Origin of the sequence: Fontisphaera persica, assembly GCF_024832785.1 — a bacterium.
Taxonomy (GTDB): domain Bacteria; phylum Verrucomicrobiota; class Verrucomicrobiia; order Limisphaerales; family Fontisphaeraceae; genus Fontisphaera; species Fontisphaera persica.
This window is the reverse complement of the sequence record NZ_CP116615.1, coordinates 4,042,500-4,062,804: the sequence shown is the minus strand read 5'-3', so window position 1 is coordinate 4,062,804 and position 20,305 is coordinate 4,042,500. Positions and strand designations below refer to the sequence as shown.

The 20,305-nt window shown below is 63.3% G+C and carries 19 protein-coding genes, 1 tRNA gene and 1 pseudogene; 7 read left to right on the top strand and 14 right to left on the bottom strand.

Annotation, left to right across the window (positions count from 1 at the left end):
• Positions 1-64: 64 nt before the first annotated feature.
• The 3 genes from tsaD to NXS98_RS15210 all read right to left on the bottom strand — a co-directional run bounded on the left by tsaD (position 65) and on the right by NXS98_RS15210 (position 3,034).
• On the bottom strand, positions 65-1,111 hold the full coding sequence (tsaD, locus tag NXS98_RS15220) for a tRNA (adenosine(37)-N6)-threonylcarbamoyltransferase complex transferase subunit TsaD (RefSeq protein WP_283848185.1): 1,047 nt from the start codon (positions 1,109-1,111) through the stop codon (positions 65-67).
• A gap of 42 nt (positions 1,112-1,153) precedes the next feature.
• Positions 1,154-2,461 carry a S41 family peptidase gene (locus NXS98_RS15215; protein ID WP_283845882.1) on the bottom strand — a complete coding sequence of 436 codons (1,308 nt, stop codon included), beginning with the start codon at positions 2,459-2,461 and terminating at the stop codon, positions 1,154-1,156.
• Positions 2,462-2,632: 171 nt separating this feature from the next.
• Entirely contained in the window at positions 2,633-3,034 is a 402-nt protein-coding gene (locus NXS98_RS15210; protein ID WP_283845881.1) for a hypothetical protein, read from the bottom strand.
• Positions 3,035-3,294: 260 nt separating this feature from the next.
• Between NXS98_RS15210 and NXS98_RS15205 the strand changes: the two genes are divergently transcribed.
• From NXS98_RS15205 to NXS98_RS15190, 4 genes are all read left to right on the top strand, one after another.
• Entirely contained in the window at positions 3,295-4,644 is a 1,350-nt protein-coding gene (locus tag NXS98_RS15205; protein ID WP_283845880.1) for a response regulator, read from the top strand.
• A gap of 53 nt (positions 4,645-4,697) precedes the next feature.
• Positions 4,698-6,080: a response regulator gene (locus tag NXS98_RS15200; RefSeq protein WP_283845879.1), complete on the top strand. Its 1,383-nt coding sequence runs from the start codon at positions 4,698-4,700 to the stop codon at positions 6,078-6,080.
• Positions 6,081-6,364: 284 nt separating this feature from the next.
• Positions 6,365-8,377 (top strand): TonB-dependent receptor, encoded by a 2,013-nt coding sequence (locus tag NXS98_RS15195; protein ID WP_283845878.1) that lies wholly within the window; start codon positions 6,365-6,367, stop codon positions 8,375-8,377.
• Positions 8,378-8,608: 231 nt separating this feature from the next.
• Positions 8,609-9,460: an energy transducer TonB gene (locus NXS98_RS15190; RefSeq protein WP_283845877.1), complete on the top strand. Its 852-nt coding sequence runs from the start codon at positions 8,609-8,611 to the stop codon at positions 9,458-9,460.
• 194 nt (positions 9,461-9,654) lie between these two features.
• On the opposite strand, the gene NXS98_RS15185 is transcribed toward NXS98_RS15190, so the two are convergent.
• Positions 9,655-10,713: a sigma-70 family RNA polymerase sigma factor gene (locus tag NXS98_RS15185; protein WP_283845876.1), complete on the bottom strand. Its 1,059-nt coding sequence runs from the start codon at positions 10,711-10,713 to the stop codon at positions 9,655-9,657.
• Between the two features lie 167 nt (positions 10,714-10,880).
• Here NXS98_RS15185 and NXS98_RS15180 point away from each other — a divergent pair, with 167 nt between their 5' ends.
• The gene (locus NXS98_RS15180) at positions 10,881-11,828 is read left to right on the top strand and encodes a MerR family transcriptional regulator (RefSeq protein WP_283845875.1); all 948 of its coding nucleotides are present in this window, start codon (positions 10,881-10,883) and stop codon (positions 11,826-11,828) included.
• A gap of 61 nt (positions 11,829-11,889) precedes the next feature.
• Here NXS98_RS15180 and NXS98_RS15175 read toward each other — a convergent pair whose 3' ends face one another.
• Genes NXS98_RS15175 through NXS98_RS15165 form a run of 3 tightly spaced genes read right to left on the bottom strand, consistent with a single transcriptional unit; the run spans position 11,890 to position 15,598 of the window.
• A complete protein-coding gene (locus tag NXS98_RS15175) occupies positions 11,890-13,524 on the bottom strand; it encodes a fused MFS/spermidine synthase (protein ID WP_283845874.1) in 1,635 nt (544 codons plus the stop codon).
• A 54-nt stretch (positions 13,525-13,578) separates the two neighbouring features.
• A complete protein-coding gene (locus NXS98_RS15170) occupies positions 13,579-14,862 on the bottom strand; it encodes an SGNH/GDSL hydrolase family protein (protein ID WP_283845873.1) in 1,284 nt (427 codons plus the stop codon).
• A 43-nt stretch (positions 14,863-14,905) separates the two neighbouring features.
• Positions 14,906-15,598 carry an SDR family oxidoreductase gene (locus NXS98_RS15165; protein ID WP_283845872.1) on the bottom strand — a complete coding sequence of 231 codons (693 nt, stop codon included), beginning with the start codon at positions 15,596-15,598 and terminating at the stop codon, positions 14,906-14,908.
• Positions 15,599-15,781: 183 nt separating this feature from the next.
• On the opposite strand from NXS98_RS15165, the gene NXS98_RS15160 reads away from it, so the two are divergent.
• Entirely contained in the window at positions 15,782-16,054 is a 273-nt protein-coding gene (locus NXS98_RS15160) for a hypothetical protein (protein WP_283845871.1), read from the top strand.
• Between the two features lie 18 nt (positions 16,055-16,072).
• Here the strand turns inward: NXS98_RS15160 and NXS98_RS15155 are convergent, their stop codons facing one another.
• The 3 genes from NXS98_RS15155 to NXS98_RS15145 all read right to left on the bottom strand — a co-directional run bounded on the left by NXS98_RS15155 (position 16,073) and on the right by NXS98_RS15145 (position 16,827).
• Positions 16,073-16,324 carry a glutaredoxin family protein gene (locus NXS98_RS15155; RefSeq protein ID WP_283845870.1) on the bottom strand — a complete coding sequence of 84 codons (252 nt, stop codon included), beginning with the start codon at positions 16,322-16,324 and terminating at the stop codon, positions 16,073-16,075.
• A 5-nt stretch (positions 16,325-16,329) separates the two neighbouring features.
• Positions 16,330-16,695, bottom strand: a complete 366-nt coding sequence (locus NXS98_RS15150; RefSeq protein ID WP_283845869.1) for a cupin domain-containing protein — start codon at positions 16,693-16,695, stop codon at positions 16,330-16,332.
• Between the two features lie 56 nt (positions 16,696-16,751).
• Positions 16,752-16,827 (bottom strand) — tRNA-Ala (locus tag NXS98_RS15145).
• A gap of 138 nt (positions 16,828-16,965) precedes the next feature.
• On the opposite strand from NXS98_RS15145, the pseudogene NXS98_RS15140 reads away from it, so the two are divergent.
• Positions 16,966-17,139, top strand: a pseudogene (locus NXS98_RS15140) (sugar phosphorylase); the annotation flags it as partial.
• A gap of 193 nt (positions 17,140-17,332) precedes the next feature.
• On the opposite strand, the gene NXS98_RS15135 reads toward NXS98_RS15140, so the two are convergent.
• The 4 genes from NXS98_RS15135 to NXS98_RS15120 all read right to left on the bottom strand — a co-directional run bounded on the left by NXS98_RS15135 (position 17,333) and on the right by NXS98_RS15120 (position 20,294).
• The gene (locus NXS98_RS15135) at positions 17,333-17,515 is read right to left on the bottom strand and encodes a hypothetical protein (RefSeq protein WP_283844628.1); all 183 of its coding nucleotides are present in this window, start codon (positions 17,513-17,515) and stop codon (positions 17,333-17,335) included.
• Between the two features lie 428 nt (positions 17,516-17,943).
• Positions 17,944-18,492 carry a hypothetical protein gene (locus NXS98_RS15130; protein WP_283845868.1) on the bottom strand — a complete coding sequence of 183 codons (549 nt, stop codon included), beginning with the start codon at positions 18,490-18,492 and terminating at the stop codon, positions 17,944-17,946.
• 351 nt (positions 18,493-18,843) lie between these two features.
• On the bottom strand, positions 18,844-19,284 hold the full coding sequence (locus NXS98_RS15125) for a DUF6941 family protein (protein ID WP_283845867.1): 441 nt from the start codon (positions 19,282-19,284) through the stop codon (positions 18,844-18,846).
• Positions 19,285-19,406: 122 nt separating this feature from the next.
• Positions 19,407-20,294: a bifunctional 5,10-methylenetetrahydrofolate dehydrogenase/5,10-methenyltetrahydrofolate cyclohydrolase gene (locus NXS98_RS15120; RefSeq protein ID WP_283845866.1), complete on the bottom strand. Its 888-nt coding sequence runs from the start codon at positions 20,292-20,294 to the stop codon at positions 19,407-19,409.
• Between the last annotated feature and the right edge of the window lie 11 nt (positions 20,295-20,305).

The following is a 20,305-nucleotide window of genomic DNA, read 5'->3' as shown; positions in this document are numbered from 1 at the left end:
AATCTCGCGCCATTATCATACCGGGGGGGGGCTAACTTCATCCCCCAAATGAGTCGGCGGTCGGTCATGCACTCCCCCAGGTTGCAGCCAAATCCCACCGTGGGCAAATATCCGCATCCAAATCGGTGGGCTCCAGCCCCAGCCGCCATTTTTGTTCCGCCAGCACCCCAATCATCGCCGCGTTATCCGAGCAAAATTCAGGGGAAGCCAGCCGCAGGCTGAGGCCAGCGGCAGCACAGGCGCGGGCCAGTTCCCGGCGCAGACTGCTGTTGCATGTGACTCCGCCAGAAGCTGTTACACATTTAACCCGGCACCGCCGGGCCGCCCGGAGGGTCTTGCCCACCAAAGTTTCCACAATGGCGGCCTGCACGCTGGCGCAGAGATTACGCAATTGCTGCGGGTCATCGGCCAGCCCGGGTTGCTTATCCAGAAAATAACGGACGGAAGTCTTCAGCCCGCTGAAACTAAAATCGTCGCTGTCTTCGTTTAACATCGGGCGTGGAAAATCAAACGCCCGCGGGTCTCCCTGGGCGGCCAGGCGGTCCATGATGGGGCCGCCGGGATAGGGCAGGCCGAGCATTTTGGCCGTTTTGTCGAAACACTCCCCGGCCGCATCATCCACGGTGGCCCCCAGGAGCTGGTGTTGCAAGGGACCCTTGACCCAAACCAGCATGGTATGCCCGCCGCTGACGATGAGGGAAACATTGGGTTGCAACTGCTCCCATTCTGCTTGAGGCGGTTGCCCGCCAATCCAGGGCGAGTACAAATGCGCCTCATGGTGATGCACCCCCACCAGCGGCCGGTTCAGGGCATACGCCATGCCCTGCGCCATTTTGAGGCCAGCCATCAAGGCCGTGGGCAGTCCGGGTCCGCGCGTAGCCGCCAGCAGCTCAATGTCCGCGGGCGTTATTCCGGCGCGTTGCAGGGCCTCCCGCACCACCACCGGCAGGTTGCGCAAATGCTCGCGCACGGCCAGCTCGGGCACCACGCCGCCATGCTCGGCGTGAATGTGAATCTGGGAAGAAACCACGTTGGCCAGCACCCGGCCCGCGCACACCACGGCGGCGCTGGTTTCATCGCAGGACGTTTCAATGGCCAAAACCGTGGGCATCAAAGGTCAGGCGGGCGGCGGCGGGAAAGGCGCCCCAACTCCTTATTTCATGGCCGTCTTGCCGGCGGGCGGCTCTTTGCGGGTGAACAAGGTGATGCCCCGCAACAAGTCCATGGCCCGCTCCAACTGCACATCACGCGCCTGGCGCACGCGCTGGGCCTCCTCCTCGGTCAGATTGGCCAGCCCCCCCGGGGCGCGCAGGAGCTGCAAATCCCGCCGCGCTTGGTCGCCCATGGGCACCACAATGTCCGGCGTGATGCCGCGCTCATGAATCACCTTGTGACTGGGCGTGTAATATTTGGCGGTGGTCAGCCGCAGCGCCGAGCCGTCATTTAATTGCACAATGCTTTGCACGGAGCCTTTGCCGAAAGTTTGCTCGCCCACAATGATGGCCCGCTGGTAATCCTGCAGGCAGCCAGCCACAATCTCCGAGGCGCTGGCGCTGGCGTCGTTCACCAGCACCACCATGGGCAGGCGCGGATGCGTGTTGCGGCTGCCAGCGCGGTATTCACTGCGATGGGCCGGGTTGCGGCCCTCGGTGGAGACCACCAGCGAGCGAGGCGGCAGAAACTTCTCCGCCACCTTGACCGCCTGGTCCAGCAGGCCGCCGGGATTGTCCCGCAAATCCAGCACCAGGCCCTGCATCCCCTGGCTCTCGAGCTTGCGCAAGGCCTGCTCCAAATCCGAGGCCGTTTGCTCGCCAAATTGCAACAGACGCACATAACCAATTTTGTCCGGCCCCAGGGCAAACTCCCGCCGGTTGTTCAGGTCTTTGACGGTGTGGATTTTAATTTCGGCCCGCTGCAATTTGAAGTCGCTCACCTGTCCACTGCTCGGGCGGTGAATGGTCAGCACCACCTCGCTGCCCGGCTTGCCCCGCAACCGCTGCACGGCATCCTGAAACCCCATTCGCTCGGTGCTTTGCCCGTCAATCTTCAAAATCTCATCCCCCGGCAAAATGCCCGCTCGCGCCCCCGGCGTGTCCTCCATCGGCTCCACCACCATGAGCACGCCCTGGTTGGTGGTGACCACCAGCCCCACCCCCCCAAACGCGCCCTCGGTATCTTTCTTCAAATCCTCATACCGGACCGGCTCCAGATATTCGCTGTGCGGGTCCAGCGTGTTCAACATCCCCTTGAGCGCCCCACGAATGAGCGATTGATAGCTCACCTTGTCGGCGTCCACATAATCCATGCGCACCCGCTCGAGCACGGTGGTGAAAAGCTTGAGGTTGGGATAGGCATCATCCTGCGGCGCCGCCGCCACTGAATAAAAATAGATGCGGGCGCCAATGACCAGGTTGAGAATCACCAGCGTGGTCAGCACCCCAAAGTAAATGCGTCTTTTCATAAACGACAATAAGCCCATTAACCTACCGCCCTCCGCTCCCCTTGGCAAGCGGGTGAGCGCCCCGAGGCCCGGCCGGGGGTCAGTTCTGAAGACAGCTACCCATCCAAAGGAGAGGAAGAACACGCTTCGTCCGGGACGGCGCAGCCAAGGTAACCCATGCGGATTTATGGATTAACGGGCGGCCGTGCGGGACGGCAAACTCTGGCTCAGGAATAGACGGGAAGCCATTTTCAACAATTTCTGGCCGGATAAGCGCACCCGCAAGGTTTTGCGGAAAAAACCGCGCGGGGGATTGGCGCGCCGGAAGGCTTCCACCTCATGGCGGCAATCACCAAAGGTCCGGCAGCATCCCACCGCGCGGATTAACTGCAAATCGCTCAAGAAAAAATCCGGGTCCAGCCGCCAGGCCAGGCGCACCAACACGGGAGAATAGGCACATTGAAACAAGACCTCGCGTTCATATTCCTGCGCATTGCCGTGGTGCTGCGCAGTGAACAATTCCCGCAACGTTTGCGGTTCGCTTGTCTCCCGCTTGAGCGGCGGTGTGCTATTCTGTAAAGCCGTGCCCGTCATACGACAATTGATGCCAAACTTGGGTGAACTTTCACCCAGTAACCCTATCGGATGCAGCGCAATGTGGCCAAGTCCACCCGTGCCTGAAAGACTTGTAAGTAAAAATCCTACACAAATCTTAAGCGGGATGTTAATCTCAGGGGCGTCCATGAAAAAAGGCATGTCACGGCCCTTCGCCCCCCCTGCCCCCGGCTGGAGGCCAAGATTATCGCGCAGGGGCTTGAAAAAAAACACCAATTGGCTTAGCCTTGCCCAGCCTCATGAAGACCGTCCTGCTCATTGATGAAGACGCCGGCGCTCGTCGTGGCTTGAAAAGTTTTCTGGCGTCGGAAGGCTGGACGGTCTGGGAGGCGCAAACTCCCGAACAAGCCTGGGACCTGGCGCAGCGGCAGCGGCCGCGGGTGGTGGTGGTGGACTTTTTGCTGCCGGAAGGGGCGGCGATTCACCTTTGCCGGCGGTTTCGGGATACGCCGGCGTTTGACGGCACGGTGCTGGTGGCCGTCAGCGCCCGGGACTTTCCCGCCGACCGCCAGAATGCGCGGGAGGCAGGGGCGCGGCATTTTTTGGTCAAACCTTACGATCCGGTGGCGCTCAAACGGCTTTTGGAGAATGTGGCCCAAAGTGATACTATGTTGGAGATGCCACCGTGCACCAATATGATTCCGGAAGATGCCCCCACCCGTCTCCGTTTCTGGGGAGTGCGCGGCAGCATCCCGTCGCCGGGGCCGGAAACGGTGCGTTATGGCGGCAACACCTCCTGCGTGGAAATCCGCGCCGCAGGCCAAATCATCATTCTGGACGCCGGCTCGGGCATCCGCCCGCTGGGGCTGGCGCTGGCGCGCGAATTTAAGGGCCGCCCGCTGGAGCTGACCCTGATGATTACCCACACCCACTGGGACCACATCCAGGGTTTTCCCTTCTTCGTGCCGGCCTACAACCCCCGCAACACCGTGCGGGTGCTCGGCTATGAAGGCGCCACTCGCGGCCTGCAGGATACCCTTTCCGGGCAGATGGAAAGCCCCTATTTTCCCATTGGCCTGAAAGAAATGCCCGGCAATCTGCAATTCACCGAGCTGCGGGATTTGCAGTTTTCCATCGGCTCCATCCAGGTGCGCGCCACCTATGTCAATCACCCCGGCGTGTGCGTGGGCTACCGGTTGTTCACTCCGGAAGGCTCCATCACCTTCATCCCGGACAATGAAAATTACGTGCGCCTGAAATCTCACTCGGCCGGCGCGCAAACGGTCAGCCCGGAGGCGCAGGCCTTCGCCGAGCAGCAGGACCAAAAGCTGGTGGAATTCATCCGCGGCTCCGACCTCCTGATTGTGGATTCCCAATACGACGCCGAAGAATACGAGCGCCACGTGGGCTGGGGCCATAGCTGCGTGGACGACTCGGTGAACCTCGCCGTGCGGGCCGAGGTGAAAAAGCTCTTTCTTTTCCACCACGACCCCAGCCATGACGACCGCAAGATTGACGCCATGGTGCGGCATGCCCGCAAACTGGCCGCAGCGTCCGGGCGCGCCCTGGAGGTGGCCGGAGCACGGGAGCGGCTGGAAGTGGTGTTGCGGCCCACGGCGCGCCGCCGCGCCCTGGCGCGCGCCGGGTGAGCGGTTGGCAGACAGCCCGGGGAAGCTATATTTCCCCACGCGCAACCCGTGGCATGAAAACCGTTGTTCTAGTGGACGAAGACCAAAGCCAGCGTGCCGCTGTGGCCGCCTGGCTGTCCGAAAACGGTTGGCGCGTCCTGGTGGCCGACGACGGGGAAACCGGGTTGGAGCTGGCGCTAAAAAACCGTGCCGAGCTGGTGGTGTGCGATTTGCTGATGCCCCGCTGCAATGGTTTTCAACTATGCCGCATGGTGCGCCAGGAGGCTGTCCTCCGCAGCTACACCCGCGTGGTGCTCACCACCGGCGGCGGTTATCCCACCGACCGTTTGAACGCGCTCCAGGCCGGCGCTGACGCCTGCCTGGTCAAACCCCTCCAGCGCCACGAATTCCTCAAGCTGGTCAAAGAGTTGATGGGGGAAACCGACACCACCTTCCTCCGGCGGGAAGCCGCGCGCCGGCCGCGCCCGCCCAGCACCCGGCCGCCGCCCCCCGCCCTGCCGCTGGATGCCCCACCCCGCGTCCGCTTCTGGGGCGTGCGCGGCTCCATTCCCACCCCCGGCCGGGCCACGCTGCGCTATGGCGGCAACACCGCCTGCGTGGAAGTCCGCACCGGCGGGCAGATTATCATCCTCGATGCCGGCACAGGCATCGCGCCGCTGGGCGCCAGTTTGATGCAGGAATTTGGCGAGAAACCCTTTGCGGTGACCATTTTGATTTCCCACACCCATTGGGACCATATTCAAGGCTTTCCCTTTTTTGAACCGGTGTACCACCCTCGCAACCAGGTGCGCATCATCGGCTACAAGGGCGCGCGGGAGGGCCTCGAATCCACCCTCAGCAGCCAGATGGAAAGCCCGTACTTTCCCATCTCGCTGGCCGAGCTGCCGGGCAACATCAGCATCGAGGAAATGCGCGATTTGAATTTTGACGTGGGCGGGGTGCGCGTGGAAGCCACGTACTTGAATCATCCCGGCTTGTGCATGGGCTACCGCATCCACACCCCAGGGGGCGTGGTGGCCTATTTGCCCGACAACGAGCCTTACCAACGCTTCAAGTACCATGCCACCGTCAATGACAACGGCCCGCCTGTGAGCCAGGAGGCCATCGAGTACGCCCGCCGCCAGGACCAGCGCATCATTGATTTTGTGCAGGGGGCGGCCGTGCTCATCATTGACTCGCAATACGACGCCACCGAATACCAGAGCCGCATCGGCTGGGGCCACGGTTGCGTGGACGATGTGGTGGCCCTGGCCGTGAGCGCCAAAGTCAAACGCGTGTTTCTCTTCCACCACGACCCCCGGCATCAGGATGAGCACGTGGACCGCATGGTGGAATGGGGCCGCAATTTCGTGCAATTGCTGGGCGAAAACGTGGAGGTCAACGCCGCCCAGGAAGGTCTGGAACTCATCTTGCAACCGCTGGAAACCGCAGCCTGAAGCCCGGCCCAAAACCACCGGCCGCCAGACGCAGGCATTTCGTCCCGCCACGGGCCTTTCCGCAAAAGAGCTCCGGTTGATTTTCCCTGCTTTTGCCCGGCTGCGCCAGTGACGGACAAACTTCACCATTCCCCGCCCAGCGGCGGACTGGCTGCCCCCCTTGCGGCCAGCGTGGCGGAGCGCATGGCGGTAAGCGGAGGTGATTGACATATCCTCATCGCATTATTAATGCTAATGCCCTAATGCAAACAACACTGGGCAGAAATTCGTCGCTTCTCCGTCTCTTGCCGTCGGCAAGCCCGGCCATGGTCATTCTGGCGCTGGGGTTGAATCTGATTTCCCTGGGCGCGGCGGACCCCTCGCCTGCGGTTGCCTCCACCCCCACCAACAGCTCTGGCACCATCACCATCGTGGGTGAACGCCCGGCGGTCGAGCAGGGGGAAAAATCCCTGTTCACCGCGCTCCCGCCCCGGGATTTGCTTCTGCGGCCACTGGTGGAATCGCCCGGGCTGGAAACGGCCACCACGGTGGTGGGTCGGCCGGAAATTGAGCGGTTCAACGCTTACACCGCGCTGGACGCCTTGAGATACACTCCCGGCGCGTGGACGGAAACGCGCGGGCGCAAGGAAAAGATGCTCTTCAGCGTGCGCGGGCAGCGGTATCCCTACCCCGGCCACCTCGTGGATGGCGCCTGGTTTCGCGAGTTCACCGAATCGGCGTTTTTCCTGAACGCTGCCTTTCTTGAGCAAATTGAGCTGACCCGCTCCAGTGCCGACCTGCTGCTCTCACCCGGCGGCATGGCAGGGCACCTCCATCTGGTGCCCCGCCAATACCCGCGCTCGGAAACTCAGGTGCAGGCCGAGTACGGCACCTTGAACACAGTGCTCACGCGGTTGACGCACGGCGCGCCGTTTTCGCAAGGCATGTACGGCCTGGGCTTGAGCTATCGGCACACGGACGGCCCGCAAAACATGAACGCCAGGGAAAACGTGGGCGACCTGTACGGCCGCCTGCAATGGCAGGCCACCCCGCGCCTGCAACTCAGCCTGCTCGGTTACGCGCTGAACGGCGACCGGCAGTTGCAACTGGCCCGGCCCCCCGCCATGCCTTCCCTGCAAAACCGCCGCGAGAGCGCGGACCCCATGAATTATCAGATGCTCGTGGCCAGGGCGCGGCTTGAATGGGAACGGCCCGCCGTGACGGAGGCCACCTTCAACTTCGGCAACCGCCGTTACCTGGCGCATCAAACCGGCACGCCGGACTGGCTGGAAAAAGACCTCGAATACGGCGCGCGCCTGCTCCAGACGTTCCAGCTTTCCGAGCGCAATCATTTGCGCGTTTCCGGCCTGTTCAATCATTGGGAAACCCCCACGGGCAAACGCTTCTACGCGGGGCGGCCGGGAGACTTGAGCACGTACGCGGCGGCCCTCACCGATGAGCACCAATGGGAGCGCTTGACGCTCAACGCCGGCTACCGCTTCAGCCAGACCTACATCAAGGAATTTGGCGGCTTTCACGTGGAAGGCTCCACGGCGGGGTTGACGGCGGTGCAGGTGCGCAATGAATGGGAGGACCCCCTCCACACGCTAAGCCTGGGCGCCAAGTACACGCTCAGCCCTGTGTGGTCCTTGCATGCCAATTTCACCTGGGGCCAGATTGCCAGCCAGCCCGGCATGCTCAACTCCGCCCTGCAACGGCCCGACACCGAAACGCGCTGGAAATATGACTTGGGCGTGCGCGCCGCGTGGCCCAGCTATGGGGAGATTTCCCTGACCGCCTTCCTGGTGGACCAGTACGACGCGCCCCTGATTAAAAACACCGCCGTCACCGTCAATGGCCTGCCCTTTGCCTTGTTTGAAAATACCGACGCCCGCAGCTACGGGGTGGAATTCGAGACGCGCACACGGCGGTTTGACTTCGGGTTGCAATTGTTCTTCAACGCCACGCTCATGACCACCGAGCGCCGCACCCCGGCAGGCTGGCGCCATGACCCCGAGCTGCCGGAGGTGGTGTTGGGCGGCGGCGCCTCCTACCTCTACCGGCGCCTGGAGGCCATTTTCCTGGCCAAGCACGTGGGCCTGTATGAAAACGACCGGTTTCTGCCCGCCGGCATGCGGCCGGTGGATTTGGGGGACTTTGTGGAATTGACCGCCTCGTTGAATTATTATCTGGGCCGCGAGCAACAACACCGCCTCTACCTGGCAGTTGAAAACCTGACGGATGAAGAATTCTCCACCGTGGTGGGGTATCCCCATTATGGCTTGATGCTCAAAGGCGGGTTGACCCTGGTGTTTTAGCGAAGTTGTGGAAAAAGCGGCTCACCATCGCTTGCTTGCCTCACGTGTGACGCGCCACAGTGAACGGAGAGACCAGCACAGACCGCCACCATCACGGCCCGCTTGCCCGCGGCGGATTTTGGCCGCATTGTAATACACACTCTCAACGCCATTGCCGCCATGGCAACCTCGCCATCCCACAGGCATCCGGCCGCGCTTGAGGCATGGCCCCCAAGCGGGGGGCTGCGCCCCATGTTAAAGCCGCTCTTTTGGTCTCTCCTGTTTCATGGAGTGGTGGCAGGCGTGTACTTTGGTTTCCTGGCGGGACGGCCCTCGCCCGTGCCGGACTGGCTGCAAGAGCTTCAACCGGCAGCCCGGCAACCGCCTCAACTCACCCTCTCGCTCATCATCGTGGCCGGTGACGGTGCCGCCAAACCCGCGCCGCCTGCCCCGCCAGCGCCATACCCCACCCCAGCAAACCCCACTGCGCCGGCCAGCGGGGATGCTGCTGCACCTCCGCCCGCGCCCGAGAATCGGCTTTCATTGCCGCCTACGGGAGAATCTCCCGTCGTCACTTCGCCCCAGGCAGTTTCCCCGCCGTCTCCCACCCCGCCCATCCCTGAGTCCCCCGTGGCACAAGAGCCTCTAATTCAACCAGCGTACCTCCCCCCTGCGGCCTCTGCCCCAGCCGGCCCAGCGGACCTGGCTCAAGCAAAGGAAAAAATCGGCTCCGGGAGCGGTGCAGAAAACCGGTCTTGGGCCCCATCCTTGCTCCCTGCGGGCGGCGGGGCGTCCGGCAGCGAAAGCCCCGCCAGCGCCGGCAACTTTGCCGGGGCGCGCCTTCGGCAGCCACCCAATTTGCAGCGGTTTTATCCTGAGGCTGCCCGCCGGCAGGCCCTGACGGGGGTTACTCACCTCACCTTGCAGGTGGACGCCCGGGGCCGCGTTCAATCGGCGCGGGTGACGTCCAGCCAGCCGGCGGGAGTTTTTGACCAGGCCGCCGTGCGGGCCGCCGGTGTGCTACGCTTTGAACCGGCCCGTTGCAATGGCCAGCCCATGCCGGCCGACTTCCAACTCACCATCCATTGGCAGTTGGATAAGTGAACTCAGCGCGGTCTCCCTCCCCAACGCAGTGAAACAGGATTCGCCGTCCCCCCCAACAAGGTCAACGGCCTGGCTTGAAACGTGAAAGACCGAAAGAGAACGGGCCGGAAAACCCCCGTTTTCCGGCCCGTCAACCAACCCCTTCCCTGCCGGGCATGGCGCCCAACCCTGCCCGGCAAAGCGCTTGTACGGCATCAGGCGGCGATGCGCACGGCTTCGCGGCTTTCAATCATCTTGCGCAGTTTGTTCAGCGCCAGATTCTGAAGCTGCCGAATGCGCTCGCGCGTCACGCCAAATTCCTTGCCAATCTCCTCCAGCGACCGCTCCGGGCCGCCATCCAGCCCAAAGCGCAGCCGCAAAATGTTGTATTCCCGCTCCGGCAGGCGCTCCACCAGCTCGCTCAGCAAATCCAGCATGGTTTTCTGTTCGAGCATGTCGTACGGATTTTCCGCCCGCTCATCGGCAATGATGTCGCCCATCCGGCTGCTGTCATCGTCCCCAATGGGCGCGTCAATCGAGGATGTCCGCACCCCCGCCGAGCGCAGCATGTTGGCCCGCTTGACGCTGATGCCCAGTTCCTCCGCCACCTCTTCATCCGTCGGCTCCTGCCCCAGCTCCTCGGCCAGCCGGGTCACGGTGCGGCGCACCTTGGCAATCTTGTCCAGCATGTGAATGGGCAGCCGCACGGTCTTGGCCTGGTTGGCAATGGCCCGGCGGATGGACTGTTTAATCCACCACGAGCTGTAAGTGGACAGCTTGCCCCCCTTGGCCGGGTCAAATTTTTCCACCGCCCGCATCAGGCCAATGTTGCCTTCGTTGATCAGGTCCAGCAACGGCAGGCCGTAGCCCTCATATTCCCGGGCAATCTTCACCACCAATCGCAGGTTGGCCCGAATCATCCGCTCCCGCGCCTTGGCATCCCCGCGCTTGATGCGCGCCGCCAGCTTGACTTCCTCCTCCGGCGTCAGCAAGGGCACTTCCCCCACCTCGCGCATATAAAGGCTCAGGCTGTCCGTAGGCTCGTACTCATTCCGGTAATCCACCAGCGGGATTTCCACAGCCGGGGCAGGCTCGGCCAGGGAAGCCTGACCCACCTCTTTTGGCGTCAGTTTGACCACCTCAGCGGCAGGCTTGACCGGGGGAAGTTTGGCCTCGGCCACCGAAAAACGGGCCGCATGGGCTTTAGCCTTGGCGGGCCGGCGATTGCGGTTGACCTTGGCGGGCTTGACGGTGACGTTTTTATTCGGGCGCATACTTTCTTTGTCTTTGCTGTGGTTAATATTGTTTTAACATTTCTTGCTCTTGATACGACAAAAACGAGCGCTTGTCAATCTTTTGTCTAAGATATTTAAAAATTTCATGTTATTCTCGTTGTGCAAAAGAAACTCTAATTTGCGACAAAAGCGATACTGGCTATCTTGTGACCATTGTTTGCATGGATCAACCTTGTCACACCATTAAAATGGCGGCGAAGTTGACCGGCTTGAGCGCCCATGTCATTCGCATCTGGGAAAAACGCTACGGCGCGGTTCAACCTCAGCGCAGCCATAGTCACCGCCGCCTCTATTGCGACCGGGACCTGGAGCGGCTGACGCTTTTGCGCCAGGCCACTGAGCAGGGCCACAATATTGGCGCCATCGCCCGGCTGCAGGATGAGCAACTGCGGGAGCTGGTGGGACGGGGCACACCCGGCGGCGGGCGGGGAGAAATCTCACCCAATGGTTATCACCAGGCCAGGGTGTCCGTGGAGGATTTGCTGGCGTGCGTGCGCCAGTTTGACGAACGGGGTTTAATCCGCCACTTGGAGCAGTGGCAGGTGGAGCTGGGCAGCCAGGGGCTGCTGGTGCAATTGGTGGCCCCGTTGGCCCAGCGCATCGGCGAGGAATGGGCCCAAGGCCAGATGACCGCCGCCCAGGAGCACTTTGCCACGGCCACCATCCGCGAATACCTTTTACATCACGCCCGGCAGTTTCCCACGCAAGGCGGCCCTTCCATGGTGGCCGCGACTCCCGCCGGGCAGCTTCATGAGCTGGGCGCGGTGCTGGCCACTTTTGCCGCCCGCAGCCAGGGATGGAATGCGGTTTATCTGGGGGCCAGTTTGCCCGCAGCGGAAATTGCCGGAGCCGCCGTGCGCAGCCGGGCGCGGGTGGTGGGTCTGAGCATTGTTTTTCCGGCGGACGACCCCGCGCTGCCGGAGGAGATTGATCAATTGCGCAAAGCGCTGCCGCCGCAAGTCACCCTGCTGGCCGGCGGCCGGAGCGCTCCGGCTTATCAGGTGGCCCTGCGCCGGGCGGGCGCGGTGTTGCTGGCGGATTTGCCCCAGTTATTTGAGGTCTTGAACGCCTTGCGCGCCACGCCGCTGGGTTGACGGCCGCCAAGGGCCCGCGCTTTTCCCCGGCGCAGAACGGGCCGGGCCGGGCAGAGCCGCCTCAGTACCCGTAACCCTGCATCATGCCCTGCACCATGTTGCGCCGGAACATTTCCCGGTTCACGGCATCGTAGAATTCCACCGGATTAAAATCATCCGTCAACACGCGGATGCGATGCTTGCTGGGAGGCGCGGTCACCACATTTTCCATGGCCAAGCGCGTGGCGCCGAGGGCGCGGGGGTGGACTTCGGACAAATCCGGCTGGCGCACAAAGGCCAGGTCCGGAATATCCGACGCCACCAGCAACACATTGCCGCCGAAGGCCGTGTGGATGCGCACGGATTTGAACACGGCCTGCAGGGTGCACTCCAGCGACGCGGTGAAGAAATTGCGGGCGGGGTCCAGCTCGCCGAAACTGTTGATGACTACCGTCCCGCCGGGCCGCAGGATTTTTTGCATCGCCACAAATGCCTCGCGGCTCATCAGATGAGACGGCGAGGAATCCCCCAGAAAAGCATCCAGAATGATGGTGTCGTAGCGTGGGCCATCCGGGCGGGCGGCGGCATTGAGAAAGTGCCGGCCATCATCAATAAACACCCGCGCCCGGGTGGGGTCGAAATCAAAATGTCGCTGGGCCAGCCCCGGCATTTCGGGGTTGATTTCCACCACGTCCACCTGCGCGCCGTCCCGGGCCAGTTGCATGGGCACGATGCCCACCCCGAGGCCGATGCACAACGCCCGCTCAATCTTTGGTGTGTAAGCCCGCGCCAGGCCATGCAGCATCCAGGTGAACATGGAAGTGCTTTTCTTCTCCAGCGGGTCATAGGTGTTTTGCGTCAGCCAGTCATTCAGATATACCCGGTGGGGCAGGTTGGTGTGCTGAATAACCAGCATCTGCCCAAAATTGGAATTGCGCCGCTCCAGCTCTTCGTAACCGGGAATGTTCAAGGCCAGCTCCTGCCGGATGCCGCTGTATCCCGCCCCCAGGCCCGTCAGCAGGGCCGCCACCAGGCTCACCTGCGCGGACGCCCGCAAGGGACGGGGATTCAGCAGAAAGAAATAGACGAGCGACACCACCATCAACCCCACCGCCGTCAGGTACATGCTCAGCGAGTTGGGCAGATACGGGATGACCGCATACCCGATGAGGAGCGTGCCCGCCACACTGCCCAGCGTGCTCAGCGCCGAAACCCGCCCCACCTGGCCGCCCACGGTTTGCAGGTTGTGGGTGAAGTTGCGCACCAGAAACGGCCCCACCACCGCCAGCAGCGTCAGCGGCGGGAAAAACAGGAACAGCGAGGCCAGCAGCGAGCCGACGGCGAGTTTTTGTTTCAGGCAGGCAAAGGAGACCGGCGCGCACAGCGGCACGGAAATCGCCAGGTAAATGGCCGCCGCCAGAATGGCCAGGTACATGCGGCGCAGGTCGGGCGAGCGGTCCGCCAGCCAGCCGCCCAGGTAGTAGCCGGCCGCCAGCGAAATCAGCGTCACCGTGATTTGCGCCGTCCACACAAAATGCGACGTCCCAAAATACGGCGAAAGCATTTTGGCGCCGAGAATCTCGACAATTAGAATGGCCGCGCCGGTGAAGGCGGCAGTGAAGTACAAATACCGCCGCAACCGGGTGGCCCCGCCGCCGGCGGCGGCCGGCGGCGGAGCATCGGCGGCGGGTTCGACCGGCACTGGATTTTTTTTCACGCGCGCAATGGGTTCCACAAGTCCTGCGTCCGATTCGCCTGGCCGGTGGACGGCTCAGGGCGTGACCGGCGTGACGCTCAACGTGTGCCGCACCGGCGTCAACGCCTGGCGCACTGCCGCATCCAGCGCCTCCTGCCGGGCCACCAGGCGCGCCCCCACCTGCCGGAAGGCCTCGGCCAGCGCCGGGTCTGCCGCCGTCTCGCGCCCGAAGAAGCGGAACTTGGTCACCATTTCCTTAATCATGAGCGTCTCAAAGTTTTGCTTCTGCCCCACCGCATCCATCACCTTGCGAAACGCCTCATCAAACGGCGTGGCCGGAAAAGCCGCGGCCAGATTCACCCCCGCTTCCAATTGCTCGCGGGTAAACTCCAGCGAGGTGGCGCCCCAGGTCACCCGCGCCTTGGGGGCGTTCAAATTGCGCACCTTCAACACAAAGCGGTTCAGCTCTTCATTGAAGGGAAAATACGGCGCAATGCTCCGCGTGCTGGAGGAGGCTTTGGGGTCCGGGTCAAAACAGAACGGGTAGCGCGTGCTCTCCAGCTCCACCTGGTTGCGCCCGCCGCCCGCCACCTTGTGGCCGGCAGAAACCTGCGGGGCGCCTTGCAGGTCCAGCGTCAACTCCGCCACGCGCCCGTCACAACCCAGGGCGCGCAAGAAGGCGTAGGCCATGATGAGATGCCCATTCGGCCCGGGATGAAAACCATCCCGCCCGCACACATCATAGTCATCGCCCAGGGCGGCCTTGGCCTTGGCCATGGCGTCCAGCATGGGCTGATGCACGTCAGCAAACGCCACGCCCAGCTCGCCCGCCAGCCGGCGGTTGATGTCCCGCAACTTGCCCAGATTTTGGTTGTAGCCCTCCGCGCCGGACAGGGGCGCAAAATTGTTCCGCACGAAATAACGGGTATCCACCGCGCCCGGGGAACCGAGCACAATATGCTTCACCCCCATACCTTTGAGGATTTCCACGTATTTCCGAGTGCTGGCTTCATAGGCGCGGCCAATGTCCTCGGTATAAGGGCGATACTGCCCATCGTTCATGCCGTAGCAGGTGGTGACCACCGTGGGCTTGAACATCCCCAGGTCATTGGCCGCTCGGGAGGCAAAACCATCCGCCCGCTCCCCGCTCCAGCCAAACTGGAAAACATGGATATCCGTCCGCCCGGCACAGGCCAGGAGGTAGGTCTCCATGTATTTGGAGTAAAGTTTTTGCTCCGTGATGGAGTCGCCCACAATGGCCAGCCGCGCCCCCTCGGGCAGAAGGCTGGCCGCGGCGGCGGCCGCCGCCACGCAGGACGCGCAAACCCCAAGGAATAACAGTCGCAGACGCTTTCTCATGCCGGCCAGCGTAATTCAGCCTGGCCGGTTTGTCACTGGCAAATCAACTGCCGGGCACCGTGAGCGGCTTGCCGTTGTCGCGCCCGTTCAGCTCCAGCATAAAAGGGACCGCCCGCCGCGCCCACTTCTCTGGCGAGGGATACAACGCCGCGGAGTCCCCAAAGCAACTGCGCAGCATGTCGGTGTCAATGATGCCCGGATTCAGCGGCACCGCGGCCAAGCCGGGAGGCAGCTCCTGGGCCAGCGCCTGGGTGAGGCCTTCGATGGCAAATTTGCTGGCGCAATAGGGGGCCACCTCGGCATCGGTGGTCCGGCCCCACCCGGAGCTGATGTTGATGATGACGCCTTCGCCCCGGGCCACCATGGCAGGCACAAAATGCCGCAGCATGTGGTACACCCCTTTCACATTGACCTCCATGACCGCGGCAAACTCCTCGCTGGGCACCTTCCACAAGGGCGCGCGCTGGTTGATGATGGCGGCGTTGTTCACCAGCAAATCCGGCGCTTTGAACTTGTGGAGCACGTGCCGGGCCCAGCGCGCCACGGCCTCGTCGTCCGCCACATCCACCGCCTCAAATTCATGCGGCGGCCCCAGTTGCGCCTTCAACCCCGCCAGGGCGTCCTGCGACCGCGCACATCCCACCACCTTGTGTCCCAATCGCGCAAACTCCAGCGCCATGGCCCGGCCCAAACCCCGGCTGACGCCAGTTAAAACAATGGTTCTTGCTTTAGCCATAGACTCTCACCTGCTGTCCGCCAAGACGTTGACGCATCCCCCGCGTCAAGGCAAGTGGGAACGGTGAACTGCTGGCGCACGGCATGGCCACAGGGGGGGCTGGCGGCGTCAGCCCGTGGCCGCGGCTTCCGCCGCCGCATGTCTTCGCTTGCGGGAATGGCCCGGCTGGCGCATGATTAACTCATGGGTTTGCCCCAACATCCGGTGACGTTGACCCCGGAGCAAATTGCGGATTTGAATCGAAAACTCTCGGCCATGCGGCACAGCGTCAACAATCATCTGGCGCTGTTTGCCGCGGCGGGAGAAATCCTGCAGATCAAACCGGAGTCGGCCAGCCGGGTGGCAGGTTATCTGCAGGAGCGGCCAGCGCAAATCAGCCAGGAAATTCGGCGGTTCAGCGATGAATTCGAGCGCGTCTTCGGCATCACCCGCGATGCGGAGGGCGAGGCCAAGTAAAACCGCGCGCCCCGCCTCTTAATCCCACCCTTGTTGCCGCCACCAGCGCTCCAGTTGGGCGGTGTCGAAATCCGCCAGCACCCGGCCATCCACCTCAATGACAGGCGCCAGCGTCTGGCCGCTGAGGGCATACATCTGGGCGCGATGCTCCGGGTGGTGAATGACATCCAGCGCCTCATAGCGCAGGCCGCGGGCCTTGAGCCAGGCCTCAGCCTGATGACACCAGGGGCAATACGGTTTGATGAACAGGCGAATGCTACGCGGGGGCATGAACTTCAACCTTCCACTAAATAAGTATCGTCGTGCTCGTAGGCCGGCGCGCAGCAGCACAGCAGCCGCAGGGGCTCGGGGCCGGTATTCCACAACTTATGCCAGTGTCCCGGCGGTATGGCGATGGCGTCCCCCGGCTTGACGGGCCGCTCCTCGCCTTCCACCCGCATCCGGCCCGTGCCGGACAGGATGAAATAAATCTCCTCCGTCCGCGCATGGTAATGCTCCGTCGTGGCCCCGCCGATGGGCAGGCGGGCCTCAGCCAGGCTTTGATTCAAAAGGCGGGAGTTGCGCGGCGCCAGCAATTCGCGGATTTCCGAGCCGTCTTTGGTGATGAAGGCCGGCAGCTCGTCGAGGTTTTTCACTTCCATACAGGACCAGGCTCAACGCCGCCAGCCCAGGGCGAGAGGCAGGCGGCGGACGGATTTGGTGGAGCCGAGGGGAGTCGAACCCCTGACCTTCTCATTGCGAACGAGACGCTCTACCAACTGAGCTACGACCCCACCATCCGTTCCGCGGGCGCTTCAGCGCCGCAACCCCCTAACTATGCCCCCCGCCGCGTTCTTGGCAAGCAACTTTTCACGGCCCGCAGGGAAAGACTGGGTAGATACTGACCACCGGGGGCATGACCTACCCAGCCTTTACCATCGCACGATGGCATCGGCCTGAATCCCGCCCGTGGAATCCTGCCGCCGGCAGAGGTGGATTTTTTGGTGGAACATGTGGCGCAGGGTCCGGGGTTGATTTCGTACAAGGCCAATCCCGACGGCTCCCGCAGCCCGTATGAGCTGAATGTCAATTATCTGGACGCGCTGCACTGGCCCGGCGTTGTGCGCCAAAAGTAACTGTTACCCGGCGCGGGGTGGGCAGGGGGCCCGTTGCGCCAAAAGGGTGTTACCCAAGTTGACCCCTCATTTGAGAACAAAGAAAGCCGCCGGACGCAGTCCCGCCGGCCTCCCTTGTTCCCGTTTCTTGGGGAAATTCCCGTACTCCAAGACGCCTCCGAATTCAAGCCGTTAGTCGCCGCCGGGCTTCAATCGCCTGCTTCTGGCGTTCGATGTCCCGCCCCAGTTGGAAGGGATTGAGCGTGGCGTGCAGCGCCCGCAAGCGCGCCTTGGTTTCGGCACTGACTTCCGCCGCCGCCAGCACCCGGGCGTAGGGCGTTTGGGGGACGCCATACTGCCGCACCATCCGCCCCCGCTCCGAGACTTACCCTCCAGCTTGAGGGTCGGCAGGAAATGATTGAGCAACGGCTCCAACGCCTCTTTGCAGAGGGTGTTGATGAGCGGCGTGACCGCCGGGTTGTCGTAACGCCCATAACCGAAATGCTGGCGCACCCGCGTCCAGTTGCGCTGCTCGACATGGGCGTTGTCGTTCTTCTGATAGGGCCGGGCGCGGGTGAAGAGCACCGGCCGGGGACGCTGCCCCAGGTAGGCCACCAGGTGATGGTTGATGAACTCGCCCCCGTTGTCGGTGTCCACCCCCGCAGGGCAAAGGGCAGGCTGGCCTCCAGATCGCGAATCTGCGTCAAAGTGGCGTGCTGGCTGCGGTTTTCCAAGGCGCGCAGCCCGGCCCAGTCGGTGCTAATATCCACCCCATCCAGCATCCACAGATGCCGGTCATCCAGACAGCCGCCGCATAGGGCCACCGTGTCCAGCCCAGCCAGCCGGGGCCGGTCTCGGTCCACTCGCCGCGCAGGGGGATGCTCTGACGCAAGAGGCTGCCGGGCCGGGTGCCGGTCGGTCGCCGCCCGCCCGCCGCAGCGGGGCCAGCAAACGATCCAAGGTGCGCGCACTGATACTCAAGAGCGCCTGGCGCAAATCCGGGTCCAGGCGGCGATGATCGGTTTCATAGGCGGCCAGCCACTCGGGAAGCAGGGCACGCAGCCGCACCCCGCAGGGTTGGAAGGCCGCCTGCCAGATCGGCCGAATCACCGGCAGCAGCGTCTCCGGGTGGTAGGTCTTCGGCCGCCCCAAAACCAAGCCGGGCGCCCGTCGCGCCGACGGCCCGGCCCGCAGCGCCCGAATGGCCGCCTTGCGATGGTAGCCCAACAGGGCGACGGCCTGGTCGAGCAGTTGGGCTTTGTAGAGTCGCCCGGCCCGGGCATAGCGCCGACGCAGCTGGGCCAGGACTTCTTGACGAGTGTTTTGACTCATTTCGGTGTTCATGGCTCGGTAACACCGACTTTTGGCACAACGACCAGTTTCCGCCAACCGGTCAGCCCCGCCTGGGTAACAATCTTTTGGCGCAAATCGCCGGCGAGCCGGAGGAGGCTGCCCTGCAGAAATTCCTGACGGCGCATGCGCTGCTGCTGGCCTTGCGGGGCATGCCCGGGATTTATTTTCATTCGCTGTTTGGCTCGCGCGGCGACCCGGCCGGGGCGGCGGCTTCGGGCATCCCGCGCCGCATCAACCGCCAGAAATTGCGCCGCGCAGAGCTGGAAGCGGAAGCCGGACATTCCGCTGGCCCCGTGGCAAAGCCGTTGGGTGCAGGAAACTTGACGGCGCCGGGCGCGCGGCTCAAGTCTCCGCCGGCGGAGGCGTCCCGGGAGCGGGCTGGCCTTGGGGAGGCAGCACCACCAGATTCACCGGGTAGCGAATCTTCATGACGTCGTCCACCAGCACCTCAACAAAATAGGTGCCCGGGACGTGGAAGGTGACGTTGGGCAGCACGGCAATGTTGATGGCATGGCCGTTGGGATGCGGCAGCTCGAAGTTGACCTCGCGTTTGCTCAGGACCGTGGCCTGGTCCGGCGCCACCAAACGGAGCGTTTCGCGAAAGCGCCCGAGGCCCGCCGTCCAGCGATTGAAGAAGATGACGCGCCCGGCCGTCACGGGCAGCCCGGGCACCACAATGGCGTTGATGACGCCAATAAGGATGAAGTTGCCGTTGGCTTCCTGGCGGACGTCTTCGCACAGGACGGAGCATTGCAGGTCAGGGAGGATGCGGGTGGGGTCCATGATTCAATTAAACGCAGAAGTTACGAGGGCCAACGCATTCAGCCGTTGCCAGCCCGTCCCCTGGGGACAGGTACCGGACCTGGGACGGCAGCAGGATGGATGCAAGGGGTCCCTGGCTCATGTTATTTGAGGCCGGCCGCCATTTCCGCCGCGCGCACGGTGTTTTGCATCAGCACGGCAATGGTCATCGGCCCTACCCCGCCGGGGTTGGGCGTGATGCGGCCGGCGACAGGTTGGACGGCGGCAAAGTCCACATCGCCCACCAGGCGCGTGCCGTCCTTGGCAGCGGGGTCCGGGATGCGGTTGACGCCCACATCAATGACCACCGCGCCGGGCTTGACCATGTCCGCCTTGACAAAGAGCGGCACGCCCATGGCCGCAATCAGAATATCCGCCCGCCGGCAATGGCTGGCAATGTCGCGCGTGCGGGAATGGCAGAGGGTCACGGTGCCGTTGGCGTGCGGGGCTTTCTGACAAAGAATAGCTGCCATGGGTTTGCCCACGATTTCGCCGCGCCCGAGAATCACCACTTCGGCGCCGTCGGTGGGAATGTGGGAGCGAATGAGCAATTCCTGAATGCCCGCCGGCGTGCAGGGGCGAAAGCCGGTGGTGTCGCCCAGCATCAACTTGCCCACATTCACCGGATGAAAGCCATCCACGTCCTTGTGGGGGGCCACGGCGGCGTAGATGACCTGGTGGCGGATGTGTTTGGGCAGCGGGGCCTGGACGAGGATGCCGTGGACTTCGGCATCGCCGTTCAGTCGCTCCAGCAGCGCCAGCAGCTCGGCCTCCGTGGTGGACTCGGGCAGGACATGCGTGACGGAGCGAATGCCCAGCCGCTCACTCATGCGGGCTTTCATGCCCACATAGACGCGCGAGGCGGGGTCTTCGCCCACCCGCACAAAAACCAGGCCGGGCTGCACGCCCCGGGCCTTGAGGGCGGCGACGCGGGCGGCGGTTTCCTGGTGCAACTGCTCCGCAATGGCGCGGCCGTCAATCAGATTGTTCATGGCGGTGTGAG

What these genes read in the sequence shown, in the direction of transcription:
- tsaD (WP_283848185.1), bottom strand. Translation starts at nt 1,111, where the DNA reads ATGCCCACGGTTTTGGCCATTGAAACGTCCTGCGATGAAACCAGCGCC.
- NXS98_RS15215 (WP_283845882.1), bottom strand. Translation starts at nt 2,461, where the DNA reads ATGAAAAGACGCATTTACTTTGGGGTGCTGACCACGCTGGTGATTCTC.
- NXS98_RS15210 (WP_283845881.1), bottom strand. Translation starts at nt 3,034, where the DNA reads ATGACGGGCACGGCTTTACAGAATAGCACACCGCCGCTCAAGCGGGAG.
- NXS98_RS15205 (WP_283845880.1), top strand. Translation starts at nt 3,295, where the DNA reads ATGAAGACCGTCCTGCTCATTGATGAAGACGCCGGCGCTCGTCGTGGC.
- NXS98_RS15200 (WP_283845879.1), top strand. Translation starts at nt 4,698, where the DNA reads ATGAAAACCGTTGTTCTAGTGGACGAAGACCAAAGCCAGCGTGCCGCT.
- NXS98_RS15190 (WP_283845877.1), top strand. Translation starts at nt 8,609, where the DNA reads ATGTTAAAGCCGCTCTTTTGGTCTCTCCTGTTTCATGGAGTGGTGGCA.
- NXS98_RS15185 (WP_283845876.1), bottom strand. Translation starts at nt 10,713, where the DNA reads ATGCGCCCGAATAAAAACGTCACCGTCAAGCCCGCCAAGGTCAACCGC.
- NXS98_RS15170 (WP_283845873.1), bottom strand. Translation starts at nt 14,862, where the DNA reads ATGAGAAAGCGTCTGCGACTGTTATTCCTTGGGGTTTGCGCGTCCTGC.
- NXS98_RS15165 (WP_283845872.1), bottom strand. Translation starts at nt 15,598, where the DNA reads ATGGCTAAAGCAAGAACCATTGTTTTAACTGGCGTCAGCCGGGGTTTG.
- NXS98_RS15160 (WP_283845871.1), top strand. Translation starts at nt 15,782, where the DNA reads ATGGGTTTGCCCCAACATCCGGTGACGTTGACCCCGGAGCAAATTGCG.
- NXS98_RS15155 (WP_283845870.1), bottom strand. Translation starts at nt 16,324, where the DNA reads ATGCCCCCGCGTAGCATTCGCCTGTTCATCAAACCGTATTGCCCCTGG.
- NXS98_RS15150 (WP_283845869.1), bottom strand. Translation starts at nt 16,695, where the DNA reads ATGGAAGTGAAAAACCTCGACGAGCTGCCGGCCTTCATCACCAAAGAC.
- NXS98_RS15135 (WP_283844628.1), bottom strand. Translation starts at nt 17,515, where the DNA reads ATGGTGCGGCAGTATGGCGTCCCCCAAACGCCCTACGCCCGGGTGCTG.
- NXS98_RS15130 (WP_283845868.1), bottom strand. Translation starts at nt 18,492, where the DNA reads ATGAACACCGAAATGAGTCAAAACACTCGTCAAGAAGTCCTGGCCCAG.
- NXS98_RS15125 (WP_283845867.1), bottom strand. Translation starts at nt 19,284, where the DNA reads ATGGACCCCACCCGCATCCTCCCTGACCTGCAATGCTCCGTCCTGTGC.
- NXS98_RS15120 (WP_283845866.1), bottom strand. Translation starts at nt 20,294, where the DNA reads ATGAACAATCTGATTGACGGCCGCGCCATTGCGGAGCAGTTGCACCAG.